General features: G+C 33.2%; 22 protein-coding genes and 1 riboswitch. Of the genes, 19 read left to right on the top strand and 3 right to left on the bottom strand.

The annotated features are described in order from the left end of the window. Nucleotides 1-67 precede the first annotated feature (67 nt). Complete coding sequence (locus H1220_05545; GenBank protein QMI85193.1) at nt 68-661, top strand: hypothetical protein; 594 nt, start codon at nt 68-70, stop codon at nt 659-661. Nucleotides 662-972: 311 nt separating this feature from the next. On the opposite strand, the gene H1220_05540 is transcribed toward H1220_05545, so the two are convergent. Further along, nucleotides 973-2,013 carry an IS30 family transposase gene (locus H1220_05540; protein QMI85192.1) on the bottom strand — a complete coding sequence of 347 codons (1,041 nt, stop codon included), beginning with the start codon at nt 2,011-2,013 and terminating at the stop codon, nt 973-975. Between the two features lie 392 nt (nt 2,014-2,405). On the opposite strand from H1220_05540, the gene H1220_05535 reads away from it, so the two are divergent. From H1220_05535 to H1220_05520, 4 genes are all read left to right on the top strand, one after another. Beyond that, nucleotides 2,406-4,154: an ABC transporter ATP-binding protein gene (locus H1220_05535; protein ID QMI85191.1), complete on the top strand. Its 1,749-nt coding sequence runs from the start codon at nt 2,406-2,408 to the stop codon at nt 4,152-4,154. After that, nucleotides 4,129-5,859 (top strand): ABC transporter ATP-binding protein, encoded by a 1,731-nt coding sequence (locus H1220_05530; protein QMI85190.1) that lies wholly within the window; start codon nt 4,129-4,131, stop codon nt 5,857-5,859. The genes H1220_05535 and H1220_05530 overlap by 26 nt, the downstream gene beginning before the upstream one ends. Before the next feature lie 297 nt (nt 5,860-6,156). Continuing rightward, nucleotides 6,157-6,909 (top strand): copper homeostasis protein CutC, encoded by a 753-nt coding sequence (locus tag H1220_05525; protein QMI85189.1) that lies wholly within the window; start codon nt 6,157-6,159, stop codon nt 6,907-6,909. A gap of 241 nt (nt 6,910-7,150) precedes the next feature. Then, nucleotides 7,151-8,554: an IS1182 family transposase gene (locus H1220_05520; GenBank protein ID QMI85188.1), complete on the top strand. Its 1,404-nt coding sequence runs from the start codon at nt 7,151-7,153 to the stop codon at nt 8,552-8,554. Between the two features lie 30 nt (nt 8,555-8,584). Here the strand turns inward: H1220_05520 and H1220_05515 are convergent, their stop codons facing one another. Together H1220_05515 and H1220_05510 are read right to left on the bottom strand one after the other, a co-directional pair. Beyond that, on the bottom strand, nt 8,585-9,205 hold the full coding sequence (locus H1220_05515) for a DsbA family protein (protein ID QMI85187.1): 621 nt from the start codon (nt 9,203-9,205) through the stop codon (nt 8,585-8,587). Between the two features lie 89 nt (nt 9,206-9,294). Further along, nucleotides 9,295-9,861 carry a CYTH domain-containing protein gene (locus tag H1220_05510; GenBank protein ID QMI85186.1) on the bottom strand — a complete coding sequence of 189 codons (567 nt, stop codon included), beginning with the start codon at nt 9,859-9,861 and terminating at the stop codon, nt 9,295-9,297. A 111-nt stretch (nt 9,862-9,972) separates the two neighbouring features. On the opposite strand from H1220_05510, the gene H1220_05505 reads away from it, so the two are divergent. The 14 genes from H1220_05505 (at nt 9,973) to H1220_05440 (ending at nt 24,525) form a co-directional block, all read left to right on the top strand. After that, nucleotides 9,973-10,770, top strand: a complete 798-nt coding sequence (locus tag H1220_05505; GenBank protein ID QMI85185.1) for an NAD kinase — start codon at nt 9,973-9,975, stop codon at nt 10,768-10,770. 15 nt (nt 10,771-10,785) lie between these two features. Beyond that, entirely contained in the window at nt 10,786-11,715 is a 930-nt protein-coding gene (locus H1220_05500) for an RluA family pseudouridine synthase (protein QMI85184.1), read from the top strand. A gap of 191 nt (nt 11,716-11,906) precedes the next feature. Continuing rightward, the gene (locus tag H1220_05495) at nt 11,907-13,184 is read left to right on the top strand and encodes a homoserine dehydrogenase (GenBank protein QMI85183.1); all 1,278 of its coding nucleotides are present in this window, start codon (nt 11,907-11,909) and stop codon (nt 13,182-13,184) included. 16 nt (nt 13,185-13,200) lie between these two features. After that, on the top strand, nt 13,201-14,070 hold the full coding sequence (locus H1220_05490; GenBank protein QMI86665.1) for a homoserine kinase: 870 nt from the start codon (nt 13,201-13,203) through the stop codon (nt 14,068-14,070). Between the two features lie 136 nt (nt 14,071-14,206). Then, nucleotides 14,207-15,739: an ABC transporter permease subunit gene (locus H1220_05485; protein QMI85182.1), complete on the top strand. Its 1,533-nt coding sequence runs from the start codon at nt 14,207-14,209 to the stop codon at nt 15,737-15,739. 1 nt (nt 15,740) lies between these two features. Further along, the gene (locus H1220_05480; GenBank protein ID QMI85181.1) at nt 15,741-16,463 is read left to right on the top strand and encodes an ABC transporter ATP-binding protein; all 723 of its coding nucleotides are present in this window, start codon (nt 15,741-15,743) and stop codon (nt 16,461-16,463) included. 204 nt (nt 16,464-16,667) lie between these two features. After that, a complete protein-coding gene (locus H1220_05475; GenBank protein ID QMI85180.1) occupies nt 16,668-17,969 on the top strand; it encodes a haloacid dehalogenase-like hydrolase in 1,302 nt (433 codons plus the stop codon). Between the two features lie 47 nt (nt 17,970-18,016). Then, the gene (locus tag H1220_05470; protein QMI85179.1) at nt 18,017-18,457 is read left to right on the top strand and encodes a EutP/PduV family microcompartment system protein; all 441 of its coding nucleotides are present in this window, start codon (nt 18,017-18,019) and stop codon (nt 18,455-18,457) included. A gap of 26 nt (nt 18,458-18,483) precedes the next feature. Beyond that, complete coding sequence (locus tag H1220_05465; GenBank protein ID QMI85178.1) at nt 18,484-19,581, top strand: threonine-phosphate decarboxylase; 1,098 nt, start codon at nt 18,484-18,486, stop codon at nt 19,579-19,581. Beyond that, nucleotides 19,568-20,413: a kinase gene (locus H1220_05460; GenBank protein ID QMI85177.1), complete on the top strand. Its 846-nt coding sequence runs from the start codon at nt 19,568-19,570 to the stop codon at nt 20,411-20,413. The genes H1220_05465 and H1220_05460 overlap by 14 nt, the downstream gene beginning before the upstream one ends. Before the next feature lie 16 nt (nt 20,414-20,429). Then, nucleotides 20,430-21,494 (top strand): nicotinate-nucleotide--dimethylbenzimidazole phosphoribosyltransferase, encoded by a 1,065-nt coding sequence (gene cobT, locus H1220_05455; protein QMI86664.1) that lies wholly within the window; start codon nt 20,430-20,432, stop codon nt 21,492-21,494. Nucleotides 21,495-21,571: 77 nt separating this feature from the next. Further along, the gene (locus tag H1220_05450) at nt 21,572-22,180 is read left to right on the top strand and encodes a cob(I)yrinic acid a,c-diamide adenosyltransferase (protein ID QMI85176.1); all 609 of its coding nucleotides are present in this window, start codon (nt 21,572-21,574) and stop codon (nt 22,178-22,180) included. 308 nt (nt 22,181-22,488) lie between these two features. Then, nucleotides 22,489-22,618: riboswitch (cobalamin riboswitch) on the bottom strand. Between the two features lie 354 nt (nt 22,619-22,972). Beyond that, nucleotides 22,973-24,109 carry an iron-containing alcohol dehydrogenase gene (locus tag H1220_05445; GenBank protein ID QMI85175.1) on the top strand — a complete coding sequence of 379 codons (1,137 nt, stop codon included), beginning with the start codon at nt 22,973-22,975 and terminating at the stop codon, nt 24,107-24,109. 71 nt (nt 24,110-24,180) lie between these two features. Beyond that, the gene (locus tag H1220_05440) at nt 24,181-24,525 is read left to right on the top strand and encodes a BMC domain-containing protein (GenBank protein QMI85174.1); all 345 of its coding nucleotides are present in this window, start codon (nt 24,181-24,183) and stop codon (nt 24,523-24,525) included. Nucleotides 24,526-24,548: the final 23 nt, after the last annotated feature.

Raw genomic sequence — 24,548 nt, 5'->3', positions numbered from 1 at the left:
AGAAAGAAAAAAAGGAGGGTAGTATTTGAAATAATATGGCTAAATAATATATCAAGAGGGTATGAATATGATAAAAAAATTTTATTTCTTTGTATGCATTTGCTTAGGGCTAGTTATTTTTCAGTCCTGTGCCAATAAACCAGTTGATCAAACAGTGACATTAGATACTTTTTCAAATGGACAATTTGATAGTGCATCCAAAGAGACATTTATTAGAAAAATTTTCTTTGAATCGAATCGTATGATTGTAAGTATTGATTTTCAAAAAACAGAAAATTTAGATAAGATGACTAAATATTTGGGTTCAAAATATGGTTTGCTGTTTTTAGGAAAAGAAGGAGCTGAAATTCCAGATTTTTATCAAAAGGAATTAACAGATAAAACCTTTTTAAAAGAAAATGTATGTATAAGAGGATACGAACAAGGGGTTCCAGGATACAATTCAATGTATGGAAAAACATATATTGTCTTTTACAATCCAACAATAGAAGTACCCAATAACACAAGAACATCATGGCGTGTCCGCATGGAATGGGATAGGGACAAAGATAAAAACAAGCATAAGCATTATGAACCATCCGAAGATATCTTCTTGTTTACTGTTGATAAAGATGCAGGAATAAAAGATGACACGGGAATGACATATCGGAAAGTAAAATAAGATATGTGTATTTTTATATATTGACTCTTCGTCAAATCGTATTGATGAAGACATATTGGTGGTGAATGGCAATGCCATTCACTACCTTTTTTATCTTCTTTTTCTGTCAATTAGAAAAGGCTGTATGGTGAAATAAATATGAAAGTAAAATTTAAAACAAATATTTCCTCCAATTGTAAAGTAAAGTGCAAAAAAACAGATAATTACTTTCTCTTTTGCGGGGTTAATAACCAAACAATAAAAACAAAGGTTTTCTAGTCAAGGCGAAAAACAAAGTGTGCCTTGACGGGAAACCTGTTTTTATTAAACTATTAATCTACCCGCAATAAAAATAACTCTGCAGGTGTACGATAACCTAATTTACGCCGTATTTTCTGATTTAAGCAGGATTCTATTTTACGAATAGTTGACTTTTTAACGGTATTGATAGATTTACCCTTAGGTAAAAACTCCCGTATCTGTCCGTTATGATTTTCGTTAGTACCACGCTCATAAGATGAATAAGGGTGTGCATAGTAAATGCTTAAATATGTCGATTCTAATTCAGATAACGAGGCGAATTCTGACCCATTATCAGATGTAATACTCTTGAAGGTTGATTTCCTATATTGTTTAAAAATATTCTTTAATGTCCGTAAGACACATTGTGCTGTTTTATCATTCATTTTACGTATAATTGTATAACGTGTTTGTCGTTCTACTAACGTTAATAATAGTGCTTCATTTTTTGTCTTCTTAAATAAGACTAAATCAATTTCCCAATGTCCAAATTCTGTACGATTATTCGCTACGTCTGGTCGATTTTCGATAGATGTACCCATATTTTTCTTGTATGTTTTGGTGTTCTCTTTTTTCGGTCGTTTTCTAATGCTTACCATTTTGGGTAAATCAATTGGTTTGATAGGGATAATACCTTGATGAACAAACGTATAAACCGTTTTCGTACAAGGGACTTTTTCATTAGGATGATTTTGCCGATACCAATGTACAAAGGTATCAATACTATGGGTTCTATATTTTTCAGTAACTACCTGTTGTAAGTCTTTGAAAAATTGTTGACTAAATTTTTCAGTTAAATCATGATGATATTTATTTTGTTGCTTAGCTTTATAGATGTAATGGCTTGTTTCAGCGTAATATTTTAATTCGTCACGTTGGATACCATTTCGATTAACAATTTGATTAACGCTTCCTCGTTTAATTTCTCTATAAATTGTGGATACATTTCTTCCGAGTCGTTCAGCGATATATCGTATTGGCTTTTTTTCGTTTAATAACGTTTCAATTTTTGTACGTTCAACCAATGATAGCTGTTTATATTGTTTTTTTGTGTTATAATTTGTTTTAGACATGATAATGACCTTTCTAATTTTGTGGTGAATCTTAGTAAGTTAATTATCTGTCTTTTTTTGTTTTTATAACACTATTTTGCTTTTGCACTTTATTTTACAACTCGGCAAACAAATATTTCCTCACTATTTTTTCATTTTCTGTTGATTGGTAGTGAATAATATGTTAAAATAATAGCATATTTTTGAGGAAAGGAGTTGCCAAACATGGTAAAACAAATCGTTATACGTTTCGTAAATTGCATAGTATGTCCAACAACTCCTTTTGGTTTTTTGATATAAAATAAGTTTGTATTTTTATGAACTCTGTATCAAATATAGTTTTGGTGTGCTATGCCACGTATTACTATGTTTGATATGGAGTTTTTTTGTATGTTAAAAAAGGAGAGGATAATATGATACAAGCACTTTGGCAGTATGTCAAAAAGAAGAAATTAAGTTATATCATCATGCTTGTGACAATTTTTATTGAGTATTTTATTGTACTTGTACCGACGAATATTACACAGCATTTAATTGATAAGATGACAAATAATGTATTGACCTCGCAGGAATTATTGATACAACTCATTATTTTGTTCAGTGCTACCATAATTGCATACATTTCTTTTTATATTTGGGCAAAAATTTTATTTGGGAATCAAATCGAATTTCAAGCAAATTTAAGACAACGTATGTTTGGGAAATTGCTAAGTATGAGAGCACAGTTTTATGAAAAGTTTCGTTCTGGAGATATGTTAACTCGTTTTACAAATGATACGGAAGCTTTCTCAGAATTTATGGGATATGGCATGATGAGTGTACTCTATTCTTTAGCTGTTTTTCTTTTTATTGTGCCGGCAATGAGTTTAATTTCATGGGAAATTATGCTGGTATCTGCTACCCCATTTGTCTTTTTAGGGGCGATTTTAATTTGGTTCCAAAAGAAACAAGAAGTAGCAGTTGAAAAATCAAGAGAGGCTGTGTCTAATTTAAGTGATGAAGTATTAGAGGTCGTTGAAGGTATTCGTGTGGCAAGAGCATACGGTAAAAAAGAATTAGGAACAAAACGTTTTAGACAAAAAACATCACAATTAAAACAAAAAGCAAATGGTATTATGCGTTATCAAGCTATGTACGGAAGATTAGGGATGATTTTTGTATCACTTAGTACGATGATTGTTGTCGGTATGGGTGCGTTATATATGAAAGACGGACGTTTAACACTTGGGCAAGTTGTTGCTTTACAATTATATGCTTTATATTTCATGGACCCTATTTGGATGTTAACAGACTTTATTTTCATTTATCAATCAGGAAAAGTATCTTTTGCTAAATTGATGGAATTATTAAACAGTAGTGATGACTTACAAGAAGATGGCACAACAGAACTTGATATGATACACTCCATTTCCTTTAATCAGTATTCGTTTAAATATATGTCAGCACAAGAAGAAAGTTTAAAAAATATAGCAGTGACACTTCATAAAGGACAAACACTCGGTGTGGTTGGAAAAACAGGAAGTGGGAAAACAACATTTGTTAGACAATTATTATTACAATATCCAATTGGAACAGGAAAATTTTCTATCAATGAAGAACCTGTTACGCAGTTTGTGAGAAAAAGTATCGAGCGGCAAATTGGATATGTGCCACAAGAGCATGTCCTTTTTTCAAAAAGTGTCAAAGAAAATATTTTAGTAGGAAATCCAAATGCCGATATATTGGATATAGCTACAGCTATCGAAACAGCAGCTTTTACAGAAGATGCAGAGCGTATGTCTGACGGGATTGACACACTTGTTGGTGAAAAAGGTGTTTCCATTTCTGGAGGACAAAAACAACGTATTTCAATTGCTCGAGCGTTTATTAAACAACCAGAATTATTGATTTTGGATGATTCATTATCGGCAGTTGATGCAAAAACGGAAAGAAAAATTATTGAACACATTCAAGCAATAAGGCAAGATAAAACGAATATTATTGTATCGCATCGTTTATCAAGTGTGATGCATGCCGATTGGATTATTGTATTGGATAATGGTGTCATTTCAGAGGAAGGAACACCACAAACATTACTAGAACAAAAAGGATGGTATTACGAACAATATCAAAGACAGCAGTTGGAGGTGGAAGAAGATGAAGACTCTCATTCGATTGATTAAACAAGTTCGTGTTACATGGAAATTATTTTCCATTGGTCTTATTTTCCTTGTTATATCCACTCTAGGTACACAGCTTGCTCCGTTATTGATAAAAAATGTACTTGATCAGTATTTAGCCGTTGGAAATTTTGATATGGCAAATATTATGTTAAACCTTGTATTGTTTATTACGATGACAGTCATAAGTAGTGCTATCGGCTATGTTGCAACGTATGTGATGATGTCATGTGCCAATACCATTGCCGAACATTTAAGAAATACCGCATACGATGTAATGCAATCTTTACCCATTTCTTATTTTGACAACAAGCCAGCAGGAAAAATTTCCAGTCGTATTGTGAATGATACTGAAACATTACGTTCGCAATTTTATGGTACACTTTTAGCACAAGTTTTAGTACAAGGTTTCCCACTATTTGTTATTTATGGTATTTTATTTTCCTTAAATTTTACACTAGGGTTTGTTTTATTGTGGCTGGTGCCGATTTTCTTCGTTTGGCAACGCATTTATAGCAAATACACAACAAAACAAATGGATCGTTTTTATGAAGCGAGAAGTGATGTCAATACTTCTGTAAACGAAGTGATGAATGGGAGTAGCATTTTACAACTATTCGACCAAGAAAAACGTGTGATGAAACAATTTCAAGACGTATCAGATGTGATGGTTGCGTCTGAAAAAAGTATATTGAATGCAGAGTCGACGATTTCGTGGAGCTTGGTTGACGTCTTTAAAAGACTTGTTATTTTGATGATTTTATCCTTTGTTGGTTATCAATGGATAGGTGGTACATTAGGAGTATCTGTTGGACTTATTTTTTCATACATCAACTATACAGAACGCTTATTTAATATTTTAGGATTACTTGTACGTCTATTTCCAGGAATGCAGCGTTCGTTTGCGACTGGTAAGCGTGTGTTTGAATTATTAGATGAAAAACCCGAAGAAGATAGTGATCTTTTATTACATGTGACAAATGGAGAAGTTGTCTTTGAAGATATTTGTTTTGGATATAAAGAAGATGTACCTGTTTTAAAACATATTTCATTACACGCTCATAAAGGAGAAACAGTGGCATTAGTTGGGCATACCGGTTCAGGAAAAAGTTCCATTATCAATTTACTATTTCGTTTTTATGACGCGCAATCAGGACGTATTTTAATAGACGGACAAAATATTAGAGAGTATAACCGTGAGAGTGTTCGTTCGGATATGGGTATAGTGCTACAAGATCCATATTTATTTACAGGAACGATTGCAAGTAATGTTGCCATGGATAATGAAGATATAGCAGAAGACGTTATTTTAGATGCGCTAATCAAAGTTGGTGCTAAACCTATGCTTGATAAACTTGAAAAAGGTATTTATGAACCTATTGTTGAAAAAGGAAATGCTTTTTCAAGTGGGGAGCGTCAGTTGATTACATTTGCCAGAACATTGGCTTCTAATCCTAAAATTTTAATTTTAGATGAAGCAACCTCACATATTGACACAGAAACAGAAGAAATTATTCAACATGCGATGAATGTGTTAAAAAAAGGCAGAACAACGTTTATCATTGCTCATCGTTTGTCAACTATTCAAAATGCAGATCAAATTCTTGTGCTACATGAAGGTGAAATTGTGGAAAGAGGGACACATCAAGAACTCGTTTCTCAAAATGGAAAATATGCTGAAATGTATCGCATGCAACAAAACGTATAAAAACTGAGGCTATTATATAATTTATTATCATTTAAGTAAAATAGTAAAAAGCTTGAAATCAACCTGTTTAACAAGTTGATTTCAAGCTTTTTTGAGTAGCATTAAATTTGTTGTTTGAAATAGATATTGACTGTTAGGTCAACTTTTTGTTTATGTTACTATATAATATGTAAGATTGCTGTTATTGTGCGGTAATAAAACATGCTTTTTATATGGATATATTGCAATTTAAGAGGACACGTATTACAATTTACAGTAGCGGTTAAAGATGAAAAATACATAATAGGAGGAACAAATATGAAAGACTATGTATTGGAAGTATGTGTCGATAGTGTGACGTCTGCAATCAATGCACAAAAAGGAGGCGCTACTCGTTTAGAATTGTGTGGACCTTTATTATTAGGAGGTATTACACCAACACAAGGTTTAGTAAAAATGGTAAAGGAACATACGAATATTCCGGTATTTGCTATGCTACGACCACGAATAGGGGATTTTTGTTATACAGATAGTGAATTTGAATGGTTACTGGATGAATTGGATTGCTTGTTGGCACAAGATGTGGACGGTATTGTTTGTGGTGTCCTTACACCGCATGGTGAATTAGATTTACAAAAAATGAAAGTTATTATTGATAAAGTACATGCTCATGACAAACATTTTACACTACATAGAGCATTTGATATGACGGTTGATGCACAGAAATCATTGAAAGATGCTATCTCACTAGGCGTGGATACTATTTTAACGGCGGGACATCAAGACAAAGCACCTTTAGGCGTAGATTGTTTAGAAGCGTTGATACAACAAGCCAATCGAAAAGTCGATATTTTAATTGGGAGTGGCGTTACAGTGGATAATGTGACATATTTACACCAAACAACAGGTGCAACAAGTTTCCATTTATCTGGAGCAACGGTACATGCGGGTGATATGTTGTATAAAAAAGAGCATATTCACATGGGGTTAAAAGAATTTAGTGAGTACGATATTCGTGAAACGGATGAAAAAATAATTAAACAGATGACGGATATATTATCTGTACTTTAGAATATAAAAAAGAAAAGCTCTTCGTCAACTAATGACGGAGAGCTCAGACTGTTGACAAATTAAAATGTCGACAGTCTTTTTTCGTATCAGACGTTAAGTTGTACTTCTTACCGCGATGTACACGATACATCGCTCGTTCTCTACCATGTGCGAGAACGAAGCCATTCGTACCACAACGTCTGATACGATAATAACGCTTAAAAGTGGTATAATAGAGATAAGAAAAAGGAGGGAAAAATCTATGTTTTATAAAGAAACTCACCCAAATGATGAAATCATATTAAACACATTGTCCGAATTAGTACCAAAAGACCATTTACTACGTAAAATTGATAAATCAATTGATTTCAATTTTATTTATGAGATTACTTCTCCTTATTATAGCCATACGAATGGTCGCAATAGTTTAGACCCTGTTGTTTTATTTAAATTGGTCTTTTTAAAAGATATTTATGGCATTAAATCCATGCGAGAAACCATTAAACGTGTCGAAACGGATGTAGCATTTAGATGGTTTTTAAACCTCCCTTTCTCTAAACCTACCCCACATTATTCTACTTTCTCTCAAAATTATAGTCGCCGTTTTCAAGGGACTTCTGTGTTTGAAGATATATTTAATACTATTGTACACCAAGCTATCTCACATCATTTAATTAGCGGCACAGCATTATTCACAGATTCCACACACATTAAAGCAAACGCCAATAAAAATAAATTTAGAAACACCGTTATTGAAGTGGTTCAAGAACGTAAGCGAGATTTAGAAAACGAAATCAACGCCGAACGAGAAGCTATTGGAAAAAAGCCTTTTAGCTACACAGATAAAATCATCTCTAAAAACATAAAAGAAAGTACGACTGATAAAGAAAGCGGCTATTACCATCGGGATAATAAAGAAAAAGGATTTATGTACTTAGACCATCGTAGTGTAGATGGTAAACACAATTTTATTGTAGACTGCTTTATTACGCCAGGAAATGTTCATGATAGTGTACCGTATGTGTCACGATTAACGTATGTGATGGAAAAATTTAAATTTGATGTTAATTGTGTCGCGTTAGATAGCGGATATTATAAAAAAGACATTTTAAAATTTTTAGAAGAGAAAAAGATATTTTCTGTGATTGGGTATAGACGTTTTCATCGCAATCCTGACCATAAGTTTTTTCGATATGATTCATCTAGAGATTGTTTTACGGATACACGTACGGGAGAAATTTACACCTACAGAAACATTGATAGACAAGGATATAAGCAGTATCGTATAAGCGATAACAGTAATAAACGGATACTACGTCGAGCGATAGATGCTGATGTATACGATAGATGTCGTGAACGTCGATTATCTACGTTTGGGAAAGTACTATATAAACGACGGAAAGAAACGATTGAGCGTAGCTTTGCAGACTCTAAACAAAATCATGGGTATCGGTTTGCACAATATAGAGGAGTAGCCAAGATGCAGCAGTACACTTGGTTATCTTGTGCTGCCCAAAATATGAAAAAAATGGCAATTCTACTCACGAGAGATAGCCATTTTTTGAGATATTATTCTTCATTTAGTATTTTAAAATTCAAAATCCAACATATTTTTCAATTTTTAAAAAATATGTTGGATTTTTTATCGCTATTGTCAACAATCTGAGCTCTTCGTCAACTAATGACGGAGAGCTTGTTATTTTGCTTTTAAACAATCCATACTTGTTTCGATAACATGTTGTATATGAGATACTGTAATATCTTCTTCAATCAAAATACCATTAGGTCTACAAGAGTCAAAGACAATGATAGACGGCACTTTAGAAATTGAAAATTTATGTGCAATTTCTAAATCTTTTTGATATAAGTATTTTGCATTTTCTGATTGTCTATCTTCTAATAACATGGATAAGTCTAAATTGGATAATTCAGCAATACCTAAAATATCTTCATCGGTTAAGTTATGACGATAAGTATCGGTTAGGACTTTTAATTGCGCTAAAAATTGGCGTGCTTTACGTTTTCCTTGGAAAGTCGCCGCTTTATAAGTTAATCCAATTAAATAATCTGTTTCATATATCTTATTACGTAATGTTAAATCTGTTGTTGGTAATTGATATTTTTTGATATACTCATCAATCGTTTTTAAATTAAAGTACGGAATAAAATGAGTATATACTTTCATATTTAATGTGTTTAAAAAGTCCAGTATTTCTGTTGCACATTGATGACAAGACGTGTCGATCGGATCAATAAATAAGTAAATATCTAAAACGTGTGCAGGTTCTTTTTTCTGATTTAAAGGCATATCTAACATATTAAAAGTTCCTTCGCATAATGTTTTGTTACAAAATTGTCATATATTTGTATCTGTATTATAACATTTATTAAATACATTTGCCAAAATTATGCTTGACGATTGACAGCACGTGCTAATTTTGACGGTAATGCCTTAAATAGAATACCGTGTTTTTCTAAAAAATCATAAAATGGTTTCGTATTTGTTTCATATTCAAACTCTAGTTCGTATGTTATACCATTTTGAAAATAACTTTTATCCAAAACCCACAACCCATCTAATGTTTCTATTTCATATCGTTCGTTTTTGAGTGTACCAATTTGAATAAGATTTGTGCTTGATATATTGTAATGACGTAGTTCTTGTACAACATGACCATTTGGGAAGGTATTTGATTGTAGATAAGCTCTTCCTAAGTCAAGAGAGAATATATCGGTTATTTCCATTTTTTCATGCTCTGCTACGGGTACTTTTAATGTGAATTCTCCATGTGTATCGTCTAAGCGAATGCGTAATCCAAGTTTATGATTGAGTAATTGATTATCGAATGTATCAAAATAATAATTTTCTTGTGAGATAAGTGGTCGCTTGTCACATTGTAGAAATGTATATAAATGATGATATTCGCTTTCTGTTAAGCCTGTTTTCAATTCTTTTTCTAGTTCTTTGCTCATAGTTTGTGTCCTTTTTAGTAATGTTGTTGTCATTCTAAAGATATTTTTCCGAATATGCAAGTAATATGGTATAATGATAGGAAATATGTCGAAATAGACAGGGGTTAACATATGAAAATCGCATTAGTAGTAAGTCGTTCAAATAAATCACAAGAAGTGAAACAAGCATTATTAACACGTCTTGAACAAGAATCAGTAGAAATTGATGAAAAACATCCAGAAATTGTTATTTCCATAGGTGGAGATGGTACTTTATTAAAAGCATTTCATCAGTATACACATCGCCTAAGTAATGTTCATTTTTTGGCAATTCATACTGGGAATTTAGGATTTTATACCGATTTTTTAGATGAAGAACTAGAAGATGTTGTGGCATGTTTAAAAGAAAAAACACATCAAACGTATCAATATCCTTTATTAAGAGTGAATATTGTACAATCTGATAAATGTATCTCGCACATGGTTTTGAACGAAGTGACGGTGAAAACATTGACGGGCACTTTGGTATGTGAAGTGAGTATTGATGATGCATTATTTGAAATTTTTAGAGGAGATGGTTTGTGTGTGTGCACTCCTACGGGATCAACAGGGTTAAACAAGTCTTTAGGAGGAGCATTATTGCATCCGAAAATGGAAGCCATGCAGTTAACAGAAATTGCTGCATTAAATAATCGGGTCTATAAAACGATAGGCTCCCCTTTAATTTTACCGAAAGGGGAAAGTGTGCGTTTAATCGTGAAAGATGCGGTTTCTCCTTTTGTCGTGATTGATAATATTGATCCAATTCATTTTGAAACCCAAGACAATGTTGAAATAACGGTATCCATTAGTGAGGAACATATTCATTTTATCAATTATAAAAATATTGATTTTTGGATGCGTACGAAAAATTCATTTATTGGAAAGTAGGAAAGAAGACAGAAAATGTATTTTGAGTGGACATACGAAAAAGAAGTAGAAATATCCTTGAAAGCTTTTTTGAAAGCACACGATATTTCAAGACGTTTATTGGCAAAAGTAAAATTCCACGGTGGACAATTATTGGTAAACGGAAAAGAAGAAACGGTACGATATGTCTTAAAAAATGGGGATTGCATTCGTATGGTCATTCCAAAGGAAGAGGCACAGCCAAATGTGATACCTGTTTTTTTACCGATTGATATATTGTATGAAGATGAGCATGTTTTAGCTGTCAATAAACCAGCAGGTGTTGCCTCGATTCCGTCTTACTTACATCCAAAGTATTCTATGGCAAATCGAGTGAAAGGTTATTTTGTCCAAAATAATAATGAGCATCAAGTGATTCATATTGTGACACGCTTGGATAAAGATACCTCGGGTGTGATGTTATTTGCTAAACACCAGTTTGCACATGGACAATTAGATAAACAATTACGTGCTGGACAAGTTGACAAGCAATACATAGCCATAGCACAGCAATCTGATGAATTATTTGAGTATGGTGTGATTGATGCTCCTATTGGGCGTGTACCGGATTCAATAATGACAAGACAAGTCATAGCAGACGGTTCTGGAAAAGAGGCACGAACAGAATATTGGCTCTATGCGCGTGGTTATAATATGAGTGTGTATAAAATTAAATTACATACAGGACGAACACATCAAATTAGAGTACATTTTACACATAAAAAGGCAACGCTTATTGGAGATGATTTATACGGTGGACGTATGGACACGTCTTTACAAAGACAAGCTTTACACTGTGAAAAATTGGCGTTTAAGCATCCGTTTTCTGATGAAATAATTACGTGTCATGCGCCAATGCCAAAAGATATGCAAGTACTTGTAGAAAAATGTCAAATTTTTGATAGAAATGGCATAGAAAGAAACTGAAGTAGCGATATTATGTTACTTCAGTTTTATCTGTTTTAAGTGGATATTAAAGCATTTGATTTATAGAACATATTGTCAATCACATGAGTACAATAGAGTATTTACAAAAAAATGAGAAAACTTGTGAGAAAGTATAGACTTTTTAATAGAATCTTTTATACTATAAGGATAATTGGCTTGGAGGTATATGTATGCAAGAATATTTATCAGTAGGAATATTAGGGTTTGGAACAGTTGGAAGTGGTGTTTTTGACATCATTCAAAATCATCAAGAAAAAATGAGCCAAGTATTAGGTAAAAACGTACGTGTGACAAAAGTATTGGTGCGTGAGTTAGAGCCTTATCAAGAAATTATCAATAGTTGTGATACTTTTTTTACAACTGATATTAACGATTTGTTAACACCAGATATGGATATTATTGTTGAAGTGATTGGTGGAACAACGGTCGCTTATGAGTATGTGAAACGTGCTTTGCAAGCGAACAAACATGTTGTGACAGCAAATAAAGATTTAATTGCACTTTATGGAACAGAACTGTTTGACCTTGCTAAAACACAAGGTGTTGATTTTTATTATGAAGCAAGTGTTGGTGGCGGTATTCCTATTTTACGTGCGTTAACTATAAGTATGGCCTCAGATGAGGTGACAGAAATTGTTGGTATTTTGAATGGTACAACGAACTATATGCTGACACAAATGATTCAAAACGGTTTAAGTTATGACGAAGCACTTAAACAAGCACAAGCACTTGGGTTTGCCGAGGCAGACCCAACAAGTGATGTGGATGGCTTAGACGCAGCACGTAAAGTTGTTATCTTAACGCGTTTAGGATTTGGAATGGCTATTCAATTAAACGATATGGATATAAGTGGTATTCGTCATTTAAATAAACACGATATGGCATTTGCGGATAATCAAGGTTATGTGATCAAATTATTGGGAATGACGAAGTGTGAGAATGGACAAGTGTACGCACAAGTAGGTGCGAGTTTTGTGAAAAAAGAACATCCATTATCGACTGTTCACCAAGAAAATAATGCGGTTTATGTTACAGGGAAAGCACTGGGTGAAACGATGTTTTACGGAGCAGGTGCGGGTAAATTACCAACGGCTAATTCAGTTGTAAGTGATATTATGGCGATTGGTGTGAATATACTTTCTGGAAAAACAGGTAGACCATTTTCAACGTATCAACAACCAACAGCCTTTTTATCGACCGATAAAGTGTTCTTTGACTATTATTATCGTATTTATTTACAACAAGGTTTTGATGACAGTGCAATGATTGAACAAGTTTTTGCAAAGCATGGTGTAAATGTTTCTAAAGTAGAAATTCTAAAAGAAGAAAATCATGTCACAATGTTTGTCATGACCGAATTAGAAAAGGTTGCAACACATAAAGTTGTGATAGACGCATTACAAAAAGAACAATCTGTTGTTGATGTTGTGTCTTTAACTATTTTTTAAAGGAGGAGAATAGATGATAACCATTAAAGTGCCAGCAACATCGGCAAATATGGGAGTGGGATTTGATTCGATAGGTATAGCTGTTCAGTTATATTTAGAATTAGATGTTTTGGAAGAAACAAATGAATGGATAATCGAGCATGATATTCCTTATTTACCAAATAATGACCGTAATTTAATCATTCAAATTGCTAAGAGAACATGTCATAAATTAAAACCACATCGTTTACGCATGAGAACGAATATACCAACAACCAGAGGTCTAGGAAGTTCATCATCTGCCATTATTGCAGGAATAGAATTAGCAAACTATTTAGGTAATTTAAATTTATCAATAGATGATAAAATACAACTAGCAACAAAGTATGAGGGACATCCAGATAATGTTGCTCCTGCTTTGATTGGAAACTTGGTTATTAGTGCTGCCATGAATAAACGTGTCTTTTGGTCAAAAGTTTATGTTAATCATGTTGTGGGCGTGGCTTGTATTCCTGCAAAACCATTGTCAACAAAAGAGAGTAGAGGCGTTTTACCGGATATGCTCTCTTTAAAAGAAGCCGCAAAAGGTAGTGCAATTAGTAATGTTTTTGTATCTCAAATCGCGAGAGGTTATTTGAAATATATTCGTCATATTATTGAAAGTGACGTCTTTCATGAACCGTATCGTAAACATTTAGTACCAGAATTGGTTCAAATTCGTGAATTATTAAAAAAAGAATATACATACGGTACATATTTAAGTGGGGCGGGACCGACGGTCATGACTTTAGTACCCCCTCAACAAGTAAAAAAAATTACCCATTTATTAACAGAAGCCTTTCCAGAGCATGATATTGTTCCTTTGGAAATTGACCGAACAGGTGTACAAATTATTTATCACGACTAATCTCTCTTCGTCAACTCGTGTTGGGCAATCACGAGTTGACGAAGAGCTTTTTGTTTACTTCGTAAAACAAATCATTTTATACAAATGAGAAAAATATAGTATAATAAATAAAAGCGTTTTAAAGGATGAGAGTAACATGAAAAGTATTATTGATTTATTTTTAAATGAGTATCCATTTTTTATGGATTTACTTAAACAACATATTATTGTATCGTTTATATCCATTATACTTGCCATTATTTTCGGTATAGGTATCGGTATTTATATGACAAAAAAACCTAAATTAGCAACAATCTTATTAAGTATAGTGAATGTGTTATATACCATTCCTGCGATTGCTTTATTAGGTTTTTTAATTGGAATTACAGGTGTTGGTAATACAACAGCTGTTGTTGCCTTGACATTGTATGCTTTATTACCTGTCGTCAAAAGTACTTATGTTGGATTGATGTCTGTGGATAGTTTAATTATCGAAGCTGCCGAAGGCATGGGGAGTACGCCCAATCAAATTTTGTATAAAATCATGTTTCCTCTGTCTTTACCAATTTTGATGTCGGGTATTCGAAATATGGTAACTATGACGATTGCTTTAGCAGGGATAGCTTCTTTTGTTGGTGCAGGTGGATTAGGTGTTGCTATTTATCGCGGTATTACAACGAATAATTTGAATATGACAGTTGTTGGTAGTTTACTTATTGCTATATTAGCGTTAGTTGCAGATTTCTTATTGGCAAATATTGAAAAAAGAATCCAAGTACATCATGGATTATCCAAGCATATTAAAAAATGGGTGATGTCGATTGCTGTTTTATTTACAGTCATCATAGGTGCTTTTTATTTAGTTCCTATGGAAAAACCCATTCACATTGCGACTAAGCCAACGACTGAGGGTTATGTTTTAGGAGAAATGTTAAAGCAACTCATAGAGGAAAAAACAGATTTAAACGTAAAAATAACACACGGTGTAGGTGGAGGAACAGCGAATATTCATCCGGCAGTTTTAAAAGGTGAATTTGATATGTATCCAGAATATACAGGAACTGCATGGCAAGTAGTGTTAAAACATACGGAACCTTATTATGAAGGAAAATTTGATGTATTAATGAAAGATTATCACGACATGTTCCATCTTGAGTGGGGGAATAATTTTGGCTTTAATGACACATATGGTATTGCTGTGAGAAAAGAAATAGCCGATCAATATCAATTAAAAACATATAGCGATTTAGTGGCTATTGCCAATCAACTTACTTTTGGTGCAGAATATGATTTTTATGAAAGAGAAGATGGTTATAAAGCATTGCAGAAAGTATATGATTTGTCTTTTAAAAAAACGGTGGATATGGATAATGGATTAAAATATCAAGCCATTCATGATGGTAAGATAGATGTCATGACTATTTTTACAACAGATGGGCAGTTATCTTCTGCAAATATTGTTGTATTGGAAGATGATAAAAAATTATATCCATCTTATGTCGCCGGTACAGTTGTTCGAGAGGACGTTTTAATGCAACATCCAGAATTAAGAAAAGTATTAGCATTGCTAAATCATACTTTAGATGATAAAACGATGTCTGAACTGAATGATAAGGTAGAAAGTAAAGGCGAGAAACCGAGTGATGTTGCAAAAAACTATTTAAAAACATTGGGATTGATTGGAGAATAATATGATTGAGTTTAGACAAGTATGTAAAAAATATGAAGATACAATCATTATTGAGAATTTAGATTTAACGATTCCAACAGGTGAATTTTTAACAGTCATTGGATCATCTGGTTCAGGAAAAACGACTCTTATGAAAATGATCAATGGTTTAGTGAGTATTGATAGCGGAGATGTGTTAATTGACGGAAAAAGTATTGCGGATGAAGATTTAATTGAATTAAGACGGCGTATTGGATATGCTATTCAAGGAAATATTTTATTTCCGCATTTAACCGTTTTTGAAAATATTGCTTATGTGTTGCGATTAAAACAATATCCTCAAGAAGATATTGACAGAATTGTCTATGAAAAATTAGATATGATTGGATTATCTCATGAGATTGCAACGATGTTTCCCAATGCATTGTCTGGAGGGCAACAGCAACGTGTAGGGATTGCTCGAGCATTAGCATCTAATCCAGATATTTTGTTAATGGATGAACCTTTTGGTGCAGTGGATGCTATTACAAGATACCAAGTGCAAAATGAGTTAAAACAACTTCATAGACAACTAAAAAATACGATTGTCTTTATCACACATGATATAGCAGAAGCATTGAAATTAGGGACACGAGTCATGGTATTAGACGAAGGAAAAATTCAACAAATTGGAACACCTGATGAGATTCGTTTGCATCCAAAAAACGAATTTGTTGAACGTTTAATTGTATTATCTGGTGTATAGATTTATAAATTTTATTAAAAAAATATAAAACTTTCGTGTGATGTTCGATTATATATTGACGAAATGATATTTGCAAGGTATACTGAAAACAGTTTCATACAGATTGGCAAAGAAGCCGTTTAGTCGCAATGGTGCGCAACCAGAACAACTAACGGTCTTTCTTTGCCCTTTTTTATGGAGCAAAAATTTTTTGGAGGTAAAAACATGAAAAAACGTGTTATTTTTATGTGTGGAGCAACATTGCTATTAGCAGCATGTCAAGCACCACAAACAACAAAAATGGAGCAAACAACAACGCAACAAGCTCAAAGTGTTAAAACACTCGAAAAAGGTGTATGGGAAGATAAATTATATGCTCGCTTGTCAAAATTAGTTGCTGATAATGGTAAAACAAATGCAAACTATAAAGCAGATGCAAAACCTTATGCTGTATTTGATTGGGATAACACAACAATTATTAACGATATTGGTGAAGCAACATTCACTTATCAAATCATGAATTTAGAATTCAAAATGACACCAGAAAAATTTGGTGAAGCCATTCGTAAAAACTTACCAAGTGATGATTTTAAAGAAGATTGGAATAATAAAGACGGTGGCCGTGTAAATATTGATAAAATTGCAAAAGATTTAGAATCAGACTATACATTCTTATACAATAATTATAGTGGCATGAAAGGGACAAAATCATTAGATGAATTAAAATCAACTGATGAATATAAAGACTTTAGTGCTAAATTACGTTATTTATATGAAGCTGTTGGCTCAACATTTAGTTCAGACATTAGCTATCCATGGGTAACATATTTATATGCAGGCATGACATCTGAAGAAGTACAAGCATTAACTGAAAAATCTATTGACTATGCTTTAAAAGATGAATTAAAAGAAGAAACATGGGAAAGTCCAGCAACATTAAAAGGTGAAGCAGGACAAGTTAGTGTATCTTTCAAAACAGGTGTACGTTCTGTTAAAGAAATGCAAGACTTATACGCAACTTTAATGGAAAATGGTATTGACGTATATATTTGTTCAGCATCTTATATTGATGTTATTATTCCTTATGCAACAAATAGTAAATATGGATATAATATTCCTAAAGAAAATATCTATGCTATGATGCTATCTAAAGATAGCAATGGTGTTATTCAAGCTGAATTAAATCCAGAATATGCACAAACACAAGGTGCAGGTAAAACAGAAACGATTAAAAAATATATGGCAGCAACTCACAAAGATAAAGAACCTATCTTGATTGCAGGTGACAGCAATGGGGACTATGCAATGTTAACTGACTTTAAAGATTTACAAGTAGGTATTATCTTTAACCGTATCAGACCAACTGAAAAAGGTATCGGTAAATTGTCTAAAGAAGCGGCAGACACATATGATAAAGATGATGCAAGATACTTCTTACAAGGTCGTGACGAAAATAAAGGTATATTATTACACGGACGTGAAACAATTTTATTAGGTAAAACAGAAGCAGAATTATTGAAAAAATAAATTTGGATATTCGCAAAATCTTGTGTATAATGGAAACGAGGTGACGTATGAAAAAAATTATGTTTGTTGGATCAGTTGGTGTTGGAAAAACAACATTAACACAAAGATTAAAAGGATTAGATATTAGTTATTATAAAACGCAAGCCATTCAGTTTTATGATGCTATTATTGACACACCAGGAGAATTTTTACAACATAGACAATATTATAATGCGTTGACAGTAACTGCTGCGGAAGCAGATGTGATAGGTTTATTGATTTCATCTGCGGAAACGATGCAGACATTTCCACAAGGTTTTGCATCCCTTTTTACAAAACCTGTTATAGGTGTTGTCACAAAAATTGATATGGCAAAAGATCCATCTTTAATTGAGCGAGCAAGACTACAATTAAAATTAGCAGGAGCAATTAGAATTTTTGAAATTTCTTCTGTTGAAAATATTGGTATTGATGATTTGCGTGAATATTTAATGGACGATGACAAATAAATAAAGACATGAAAGGATTGATAGGCATGAAAATAGAGCATGGAGGAAATGTAGATGCTTTAGCAATGCAACTTGGTTATAACCGAGAGGATTGCATTGATTTCAGTGCAAATATCAATCCTTTTGGTGTGTCTAAAGCATTAAGACAAGTCATTATAGAGAGTATAGATGCTTTAGTACATTACCCAGACATCCATTATCGAGCAGCAAAAAATGCGATTGCTACTTATCATCAGCTCCCTGCAGAAACCGTATTATTATCAAATGGAGCCGTTGAAATTTTTTATGAATTAGCACGCTTTTTTAAACCAAAACAAGTGCTTACATTAAGCCCTACTTTCATGGAATATGAAAAAGCATTTTCTCAAGTTGGTGCTAAAATTAAACTTTGTCCACTTGATTCTTCTTATCAATGGACATTTGATAGTATGATGCCGTATTTATCAATGTTAACAAGTGGTGATGTGGTATTGATTTGTAATCCGAATAATCCAACAGGCACATTAGTGACAAGTGAGGAACTTAAAAAAGTTGCAAATTATTTAAGTGATAAAAATATTTATTTAGTGATTGATGAAGCTTTTGTTGATTTTTTAATGGATGAAGTACAATATACATTTGTACCATTTTTAAAAGAGTATCCACATGTGATTGTCGTGAAATCTTTAACAAAGTTTTATGCTATTCCAGGATTACGTCTAGGATATGCTCTTACTTTTTTAACATCGTGTTTAACAGATATTGATAATAAAAGAGCACCTTGGAGTATTAACACATTAGCAGATAGAGCAGTGCCAGTTATTTTAAAAGATATAAATTATCAAAAACAAACGAAGCAGTGGTTACATCAAGAAAAAGAGTTCTTATATAATGCTCTTGTTAGTTTTCATCAGCTTGATGTTGTCAAACCAACAGTGAATTATATTTTCTTTACATACTTGGGCGAACTTGATTTAAGGAAAGCCTTATGGGAGAAGAAAGTCTTTATTCGCTCGTGTCAAAACTATCATGGATTGACAACACAGCATTATCGTGTTGCAGTGCGTACACGAAAGGAAAATGAGCAGTTGATTAAAGCAATACAAGAGATTTTTGATAATGAGGTGATACATGAAAAGTGTTAGTGTGTCTTGTGCTGGGTCTTGCGGGGAACTTTTTCAAGGTGTGTATGATGATGAAGAATACTTATTGTCCTACAATATTGATAAAAAAAGTATTGTTACAGTTTCATCTAGTACAACCACTTCTATAATTTTGCCTAAAATTCAAGAAATAAAAGATTTGGTATATCCTAAGGACATGTTTCATATAACGAGAAAGACGTCGCTTCCCGTTGGAAAAGGCTGTTCAAGTAGTACAGCAGATATGATTAGCGCTTTATATGGTATGTCTTTGTTGAAACAGGAAAAATTATCTATGGAAACATTGTCGTCTTTATGCTCGAAAGTAGAACCGACTGATTCGGTAGCGTTTAAACATTGGACAGTGATTAATCCTTTAACAGCAAAGCCTTTGTTTGAAACGCATTGGAAACCTGAGTTGTATGTATACATGTTAGAACCAATTGAAACGGTCAATACGGTGGGATTGATTCGTATGAGCCAATCGAATGTATATGATAAACAGCACTCGAAAGAATTATTTACATTGTTTCAAAAAGCGTGTCAAGAAAAATCGTTAAGTTTACTGTCACATGTTGCATTAGAGAGTGCTTTATTGAATGATAGACGTTTACCAAAACCTTATTTAAAGGACATCATTGCTTTTGTCAAAAATTATCAATTATTGGGTATTAACATCGCGCATAGTGGCACTGTTGTGGGTATTTTATTAACAAAGGAACAAGTTGCTTTTTTAGAGCAAATAGAAGAAGCTCTATCTAAACAATTATTTGCAAAGTATTATCAAAAAAGAACATTGTGCACCATTATTTATGAAGGTGTCAAGCAGTTGTGAGGTTTGTATGGAAGAATTGGTACGATTAGAGAATATTATCCAAAAAATAAAGCCCGTTAATCAAGTACTTCTTTGTGAAGGACAGCAATACTGTGATCGTTTAGCGAAACCGTTAGGTGCTCTTGGGAAAATGGAGACTATTTATGCTCGTTTGTATAGTATGTTTGACAAACATATTTCTTTAGAAAAAAAAGTAGTTGTCGTATATATAGCTGACAATGGCATTGTTGAAGAAGGTATATCAGCCAATCCTCAAGAAACGACTTATATTGTTGCGGAAAATATGTTAGAAAAGAAAACAGGACTATGTGCCATTTCGCATCATGTAGGAAGTGATGTTTGTGTTGTTGATATTGGTTGTAAAAAAGATGTTGGTTATCATGTAGATGCTAAAGTAATGTACGGTACTAAAAATATGGCAAAAGAGCCAGCAATGTCCAAAAAAATGTGCATTCAAGCCATTTTAAATGGATACGATAAGACAGTTTCTTTGATAAATCAAGGTTATACATTATTTGGTACAGGCGAAATGGGTGTCGGTAATACAACGACTTCTGCAGCAGTGATTAGTGCTTTGCTTGATAAACCAGCACATGAAGTGACCGGATATGGAGCAGGCTTAACAAAAACATCAATGCAACATAAAATCAATATTATTGAGCAATGTATTCAAAAACATGCACCCTATGAAGATGTATTAGATATTGTATCTAAAATTGGTGGCTTAGACATGTTAGGAATGGTTGGAACATATTTGGCTTGTGCGATGTATGAAAAACCGTGTGTGATTGACGGTGTGATTTCCATTACAGGATTATTGATTGCTTCTAAGATTGCACCACACGTATTAGATTACTGTTTTGCTTCTCACTGTTCAACAGAACCGGGATATAAAATTGTTGCAGATACTTTAAAACTTGAGCCTATGTTGTTAATGGATATGCGTTTAGGAGAGGGCTCTGGTTGTCCTTTAGCCTTTTTCTTAATGGAGAATGCTGTTCACACAATCACAAATATGCCAACGTTTGAGCAAGGAAAATTAAGTCGAGATGATTATGTAGATACACGGGATTATAAATAAAAAAATATGATTAGAAACGTTTACAAAATAGGTTGTTTAGGTGTAAACTATAGTAAAAGAAGTGAAAGGAGAAAATCATGCAGCTATATACAAAAACAGGAGATAAAGGGCTAACAAAGCTTGTTGGTGGACAAAGTGCAGCCAAAGATTCGGATCGCGTATGTGCATACGGTACGATTGATGAATTAAATTCTTGGATAGGATACACAATAAGTCAAATGGAAAATGGAGATCCTTTAATTGATGAATTACGTCAATTACAGCATTATTTATTTGATTGTGGTTCAGATTTATCTACACCACACGGTGTTTATCCTTACAAAGTGGATAAAAAATTAGTTGATTGGATTGAAGAACGTATTGATACATACGCTGATATTCCACCTGCACTAGAAACATTTATTTTACAAGGCGGAGATCCTATTGCTTCAATGATTCATGTTGCAAGAACAATTGCAAGACGTGCGGAACGTCATATTGTTGCAACAATGTGGACAAATGAAATAAATAATGAAGTAATGGTATTTGTAAACCGTTTATCAGATTATTTCTTTGCATTGGCACGTGTTATTAACTTTAGAAAAGGTGTTGCAGACGTTGCTTATGAGCGTAGTGCAAAAGTATTCCACAATAACATTACAAAAGCCGATGTTGAACGTTGGGCAAAACAAAGAGAAGGCAAATAATAACAAAAGACACTCAATATTGGGTGTCTTTTTGTCGTTTGTGATAAAAATAAAAAACCTTGTAGAAAAAATCTACAAGGTGTCTAAAATCAGATTAGAAAGCTAGATATACATCATTGTATCCAATACTAAACAGCTTCGGTTAGTTGTAGCTTTCCATAACATTGGCTCTGCATCTTTGCAGAAAGACGCTTATTGGCGCCTTTAGAAAATATCAGCACATACTGAACGTAGAGCCAAGTATGGAAAGCTACAACGATTGTCATGCAATCCAAAATGACGTCATATCCTTACATCGAGGAATGAAATCTACTAAAATTTGAGAATAAAGATCTGACTGAAAGCAATGCTTATCACAGTGGCGGGACCGTGTTGGAATTTCACCAAACTTCCATATTCACAAAAGTACTGAAATATTTATCTAGCAAGTAAATTATACCATATACATAGCGTGGTTACAACTGTTTTGTCGTATTTATTTAAGAAGAATTGATAGAAAAATTTTATAGGATAATAAGAGGATAAACATATAAAAAGTATGGGGGAGCATGTCTTTTATGAGATGAGATACAATATCTTAAAAATTAGAAGAGAAAAGGTGTTTTTAAAATGATAAGAGCATGAATTTTATTGACGAGAAAGCGTTATTATGTTAAAATTTCACCATAAGCACAAAGGCGTGTTTACTTCATAAAAGCAATGTTGCTATGTGGAAAAAATCCACCTATGAATGTGGTTGTTTTCGTGTAGCATTTTTTCATGCTTTTTATCTTAAAAGAAAGGAGAATGAATATGTATAAAATATATTATAAAACAGAATTGTGTATAGGTAGAGGTGCTTTGGAACAGTTAAGTACATATAAAAATGAATGTTTCTTAGTTGTAGCAGATCCGTTCTTACAAACATCTGGCCAAATCAATGATGTTTTAAAATATGTTGATAGCAGTAATGATGTGATTGTGTTTACTGATATTGTTCCTGATCCTCCAATTGAAACAGTTGTTTCTGGTATTAAGAGTGCAGAAGGAAAAAATGTAAGTATTGTGTTGGCAGTCGGTGGTGGTTCTGCTATTGATGCAGCAAAAGCGATGTATTATTTTGCATCTAAACAAGGTATTTTTTCAGGGGCAACCTTCATTGCTGTTCCAACAACAAGTGGAACTGGTTCAGAAGTAACAGATTTTTCAATTATCACAGATGCAGAAAAAGAAACAAAATATCCATTGATTTCAAGAGATATTTTACCTTCTGTTGCAATTTTAGATGCCGACTTAGTGTTAACTTTACCTGCGAATATTACAGCAGATACAGGAATGGATGTATTGACACATGCAATCGAAGCGTATGTTTCTAAAAATGCTACCGATTTTTCAGATGCATTAGCAGAAAAAGCTATTAAACTTGTTTTTGAATATTTGCCTAAAGCGTATGCAAATGGACATGATGTAGAAGCACGTGAAAAAATGCATGCAGCGTCAACATTAGCTGGTATGGCATTTAATACAGCATCTTTAGGATTAAATCATGGTATTGCTCATGCAGCAGGTGCTAAATTCCATGTGCCACATGGACGTTTAAATAGTATTTTAATGCCACATATTATCCAATATAATGCGAATATGACGAGCGTTGGTAAAATTGGATATGATAAATCAACAGCAATGCGCTATCAACAAATTGCAAAATTATTAGGTTGTAATGCCTCTAATCCTGCAATGGCAGTTAGACAATTAGTAAGTGCTATAAAACAATTACAGAAAAAATTGAATATGCCAACAACATTAAGAGAATATGGTGTGGCATCACAAGATTTTCTTGCACATAAAGATGAGATAGCTCTTGCGGCTATTAAAGATCGTTGTACAGATACAAACCCAAGAACACCTTCACCAGAAGATGTGGCTAAAATTTTAGAAAATGCATTTTAGATTGCTAGATATACCATTTTCTAATATAATAGATGAGCTACATAATCTAACAAAATGAAGGGTGTGACAAAATGGAAGAAAAACAAAGGATGATACAGGAATATGTACCTGGTAAACAGGTCACATTAGCGCATTTAATTGCCAATCCTGATCCAGTCATTTATGAAAAGCTTGGTTTAATTACTGAGAAAAAAGGTGCAATAGGTATTTTAACCATAACCCCAAGTGAAGCAGCCATTATTGCAGTAGATATTGCAACAAAAGCTGCAGATGTTCAAGTTGGATTTGTAGATCGCTTTAGCGGTTCTGTTGTGTTAACAGGAGATGTTGCTTCAGTTGAGGCTTCTCTTGTAGCTGTTTTACAAGGCTTAGAAGATATTTTAAGTTTTTCAAGTACAGTTGTAACACGCACATAATTTGAACAAATCTTAAGGAGAGC

It is taken from the genome of Carnobacteriaceae bacterium zg-84 (assembly GCA_013874835.1).
GTDB lineage: Bacteria > Bacillota > Bacilli > Lactobacillales > Aerococcaceae > WM01.
The sequence above is the reverse complement of the archived record's forward strand: the minus strand, read 5'-3'. Positions and strand labels throughout refer to the sequence as shown.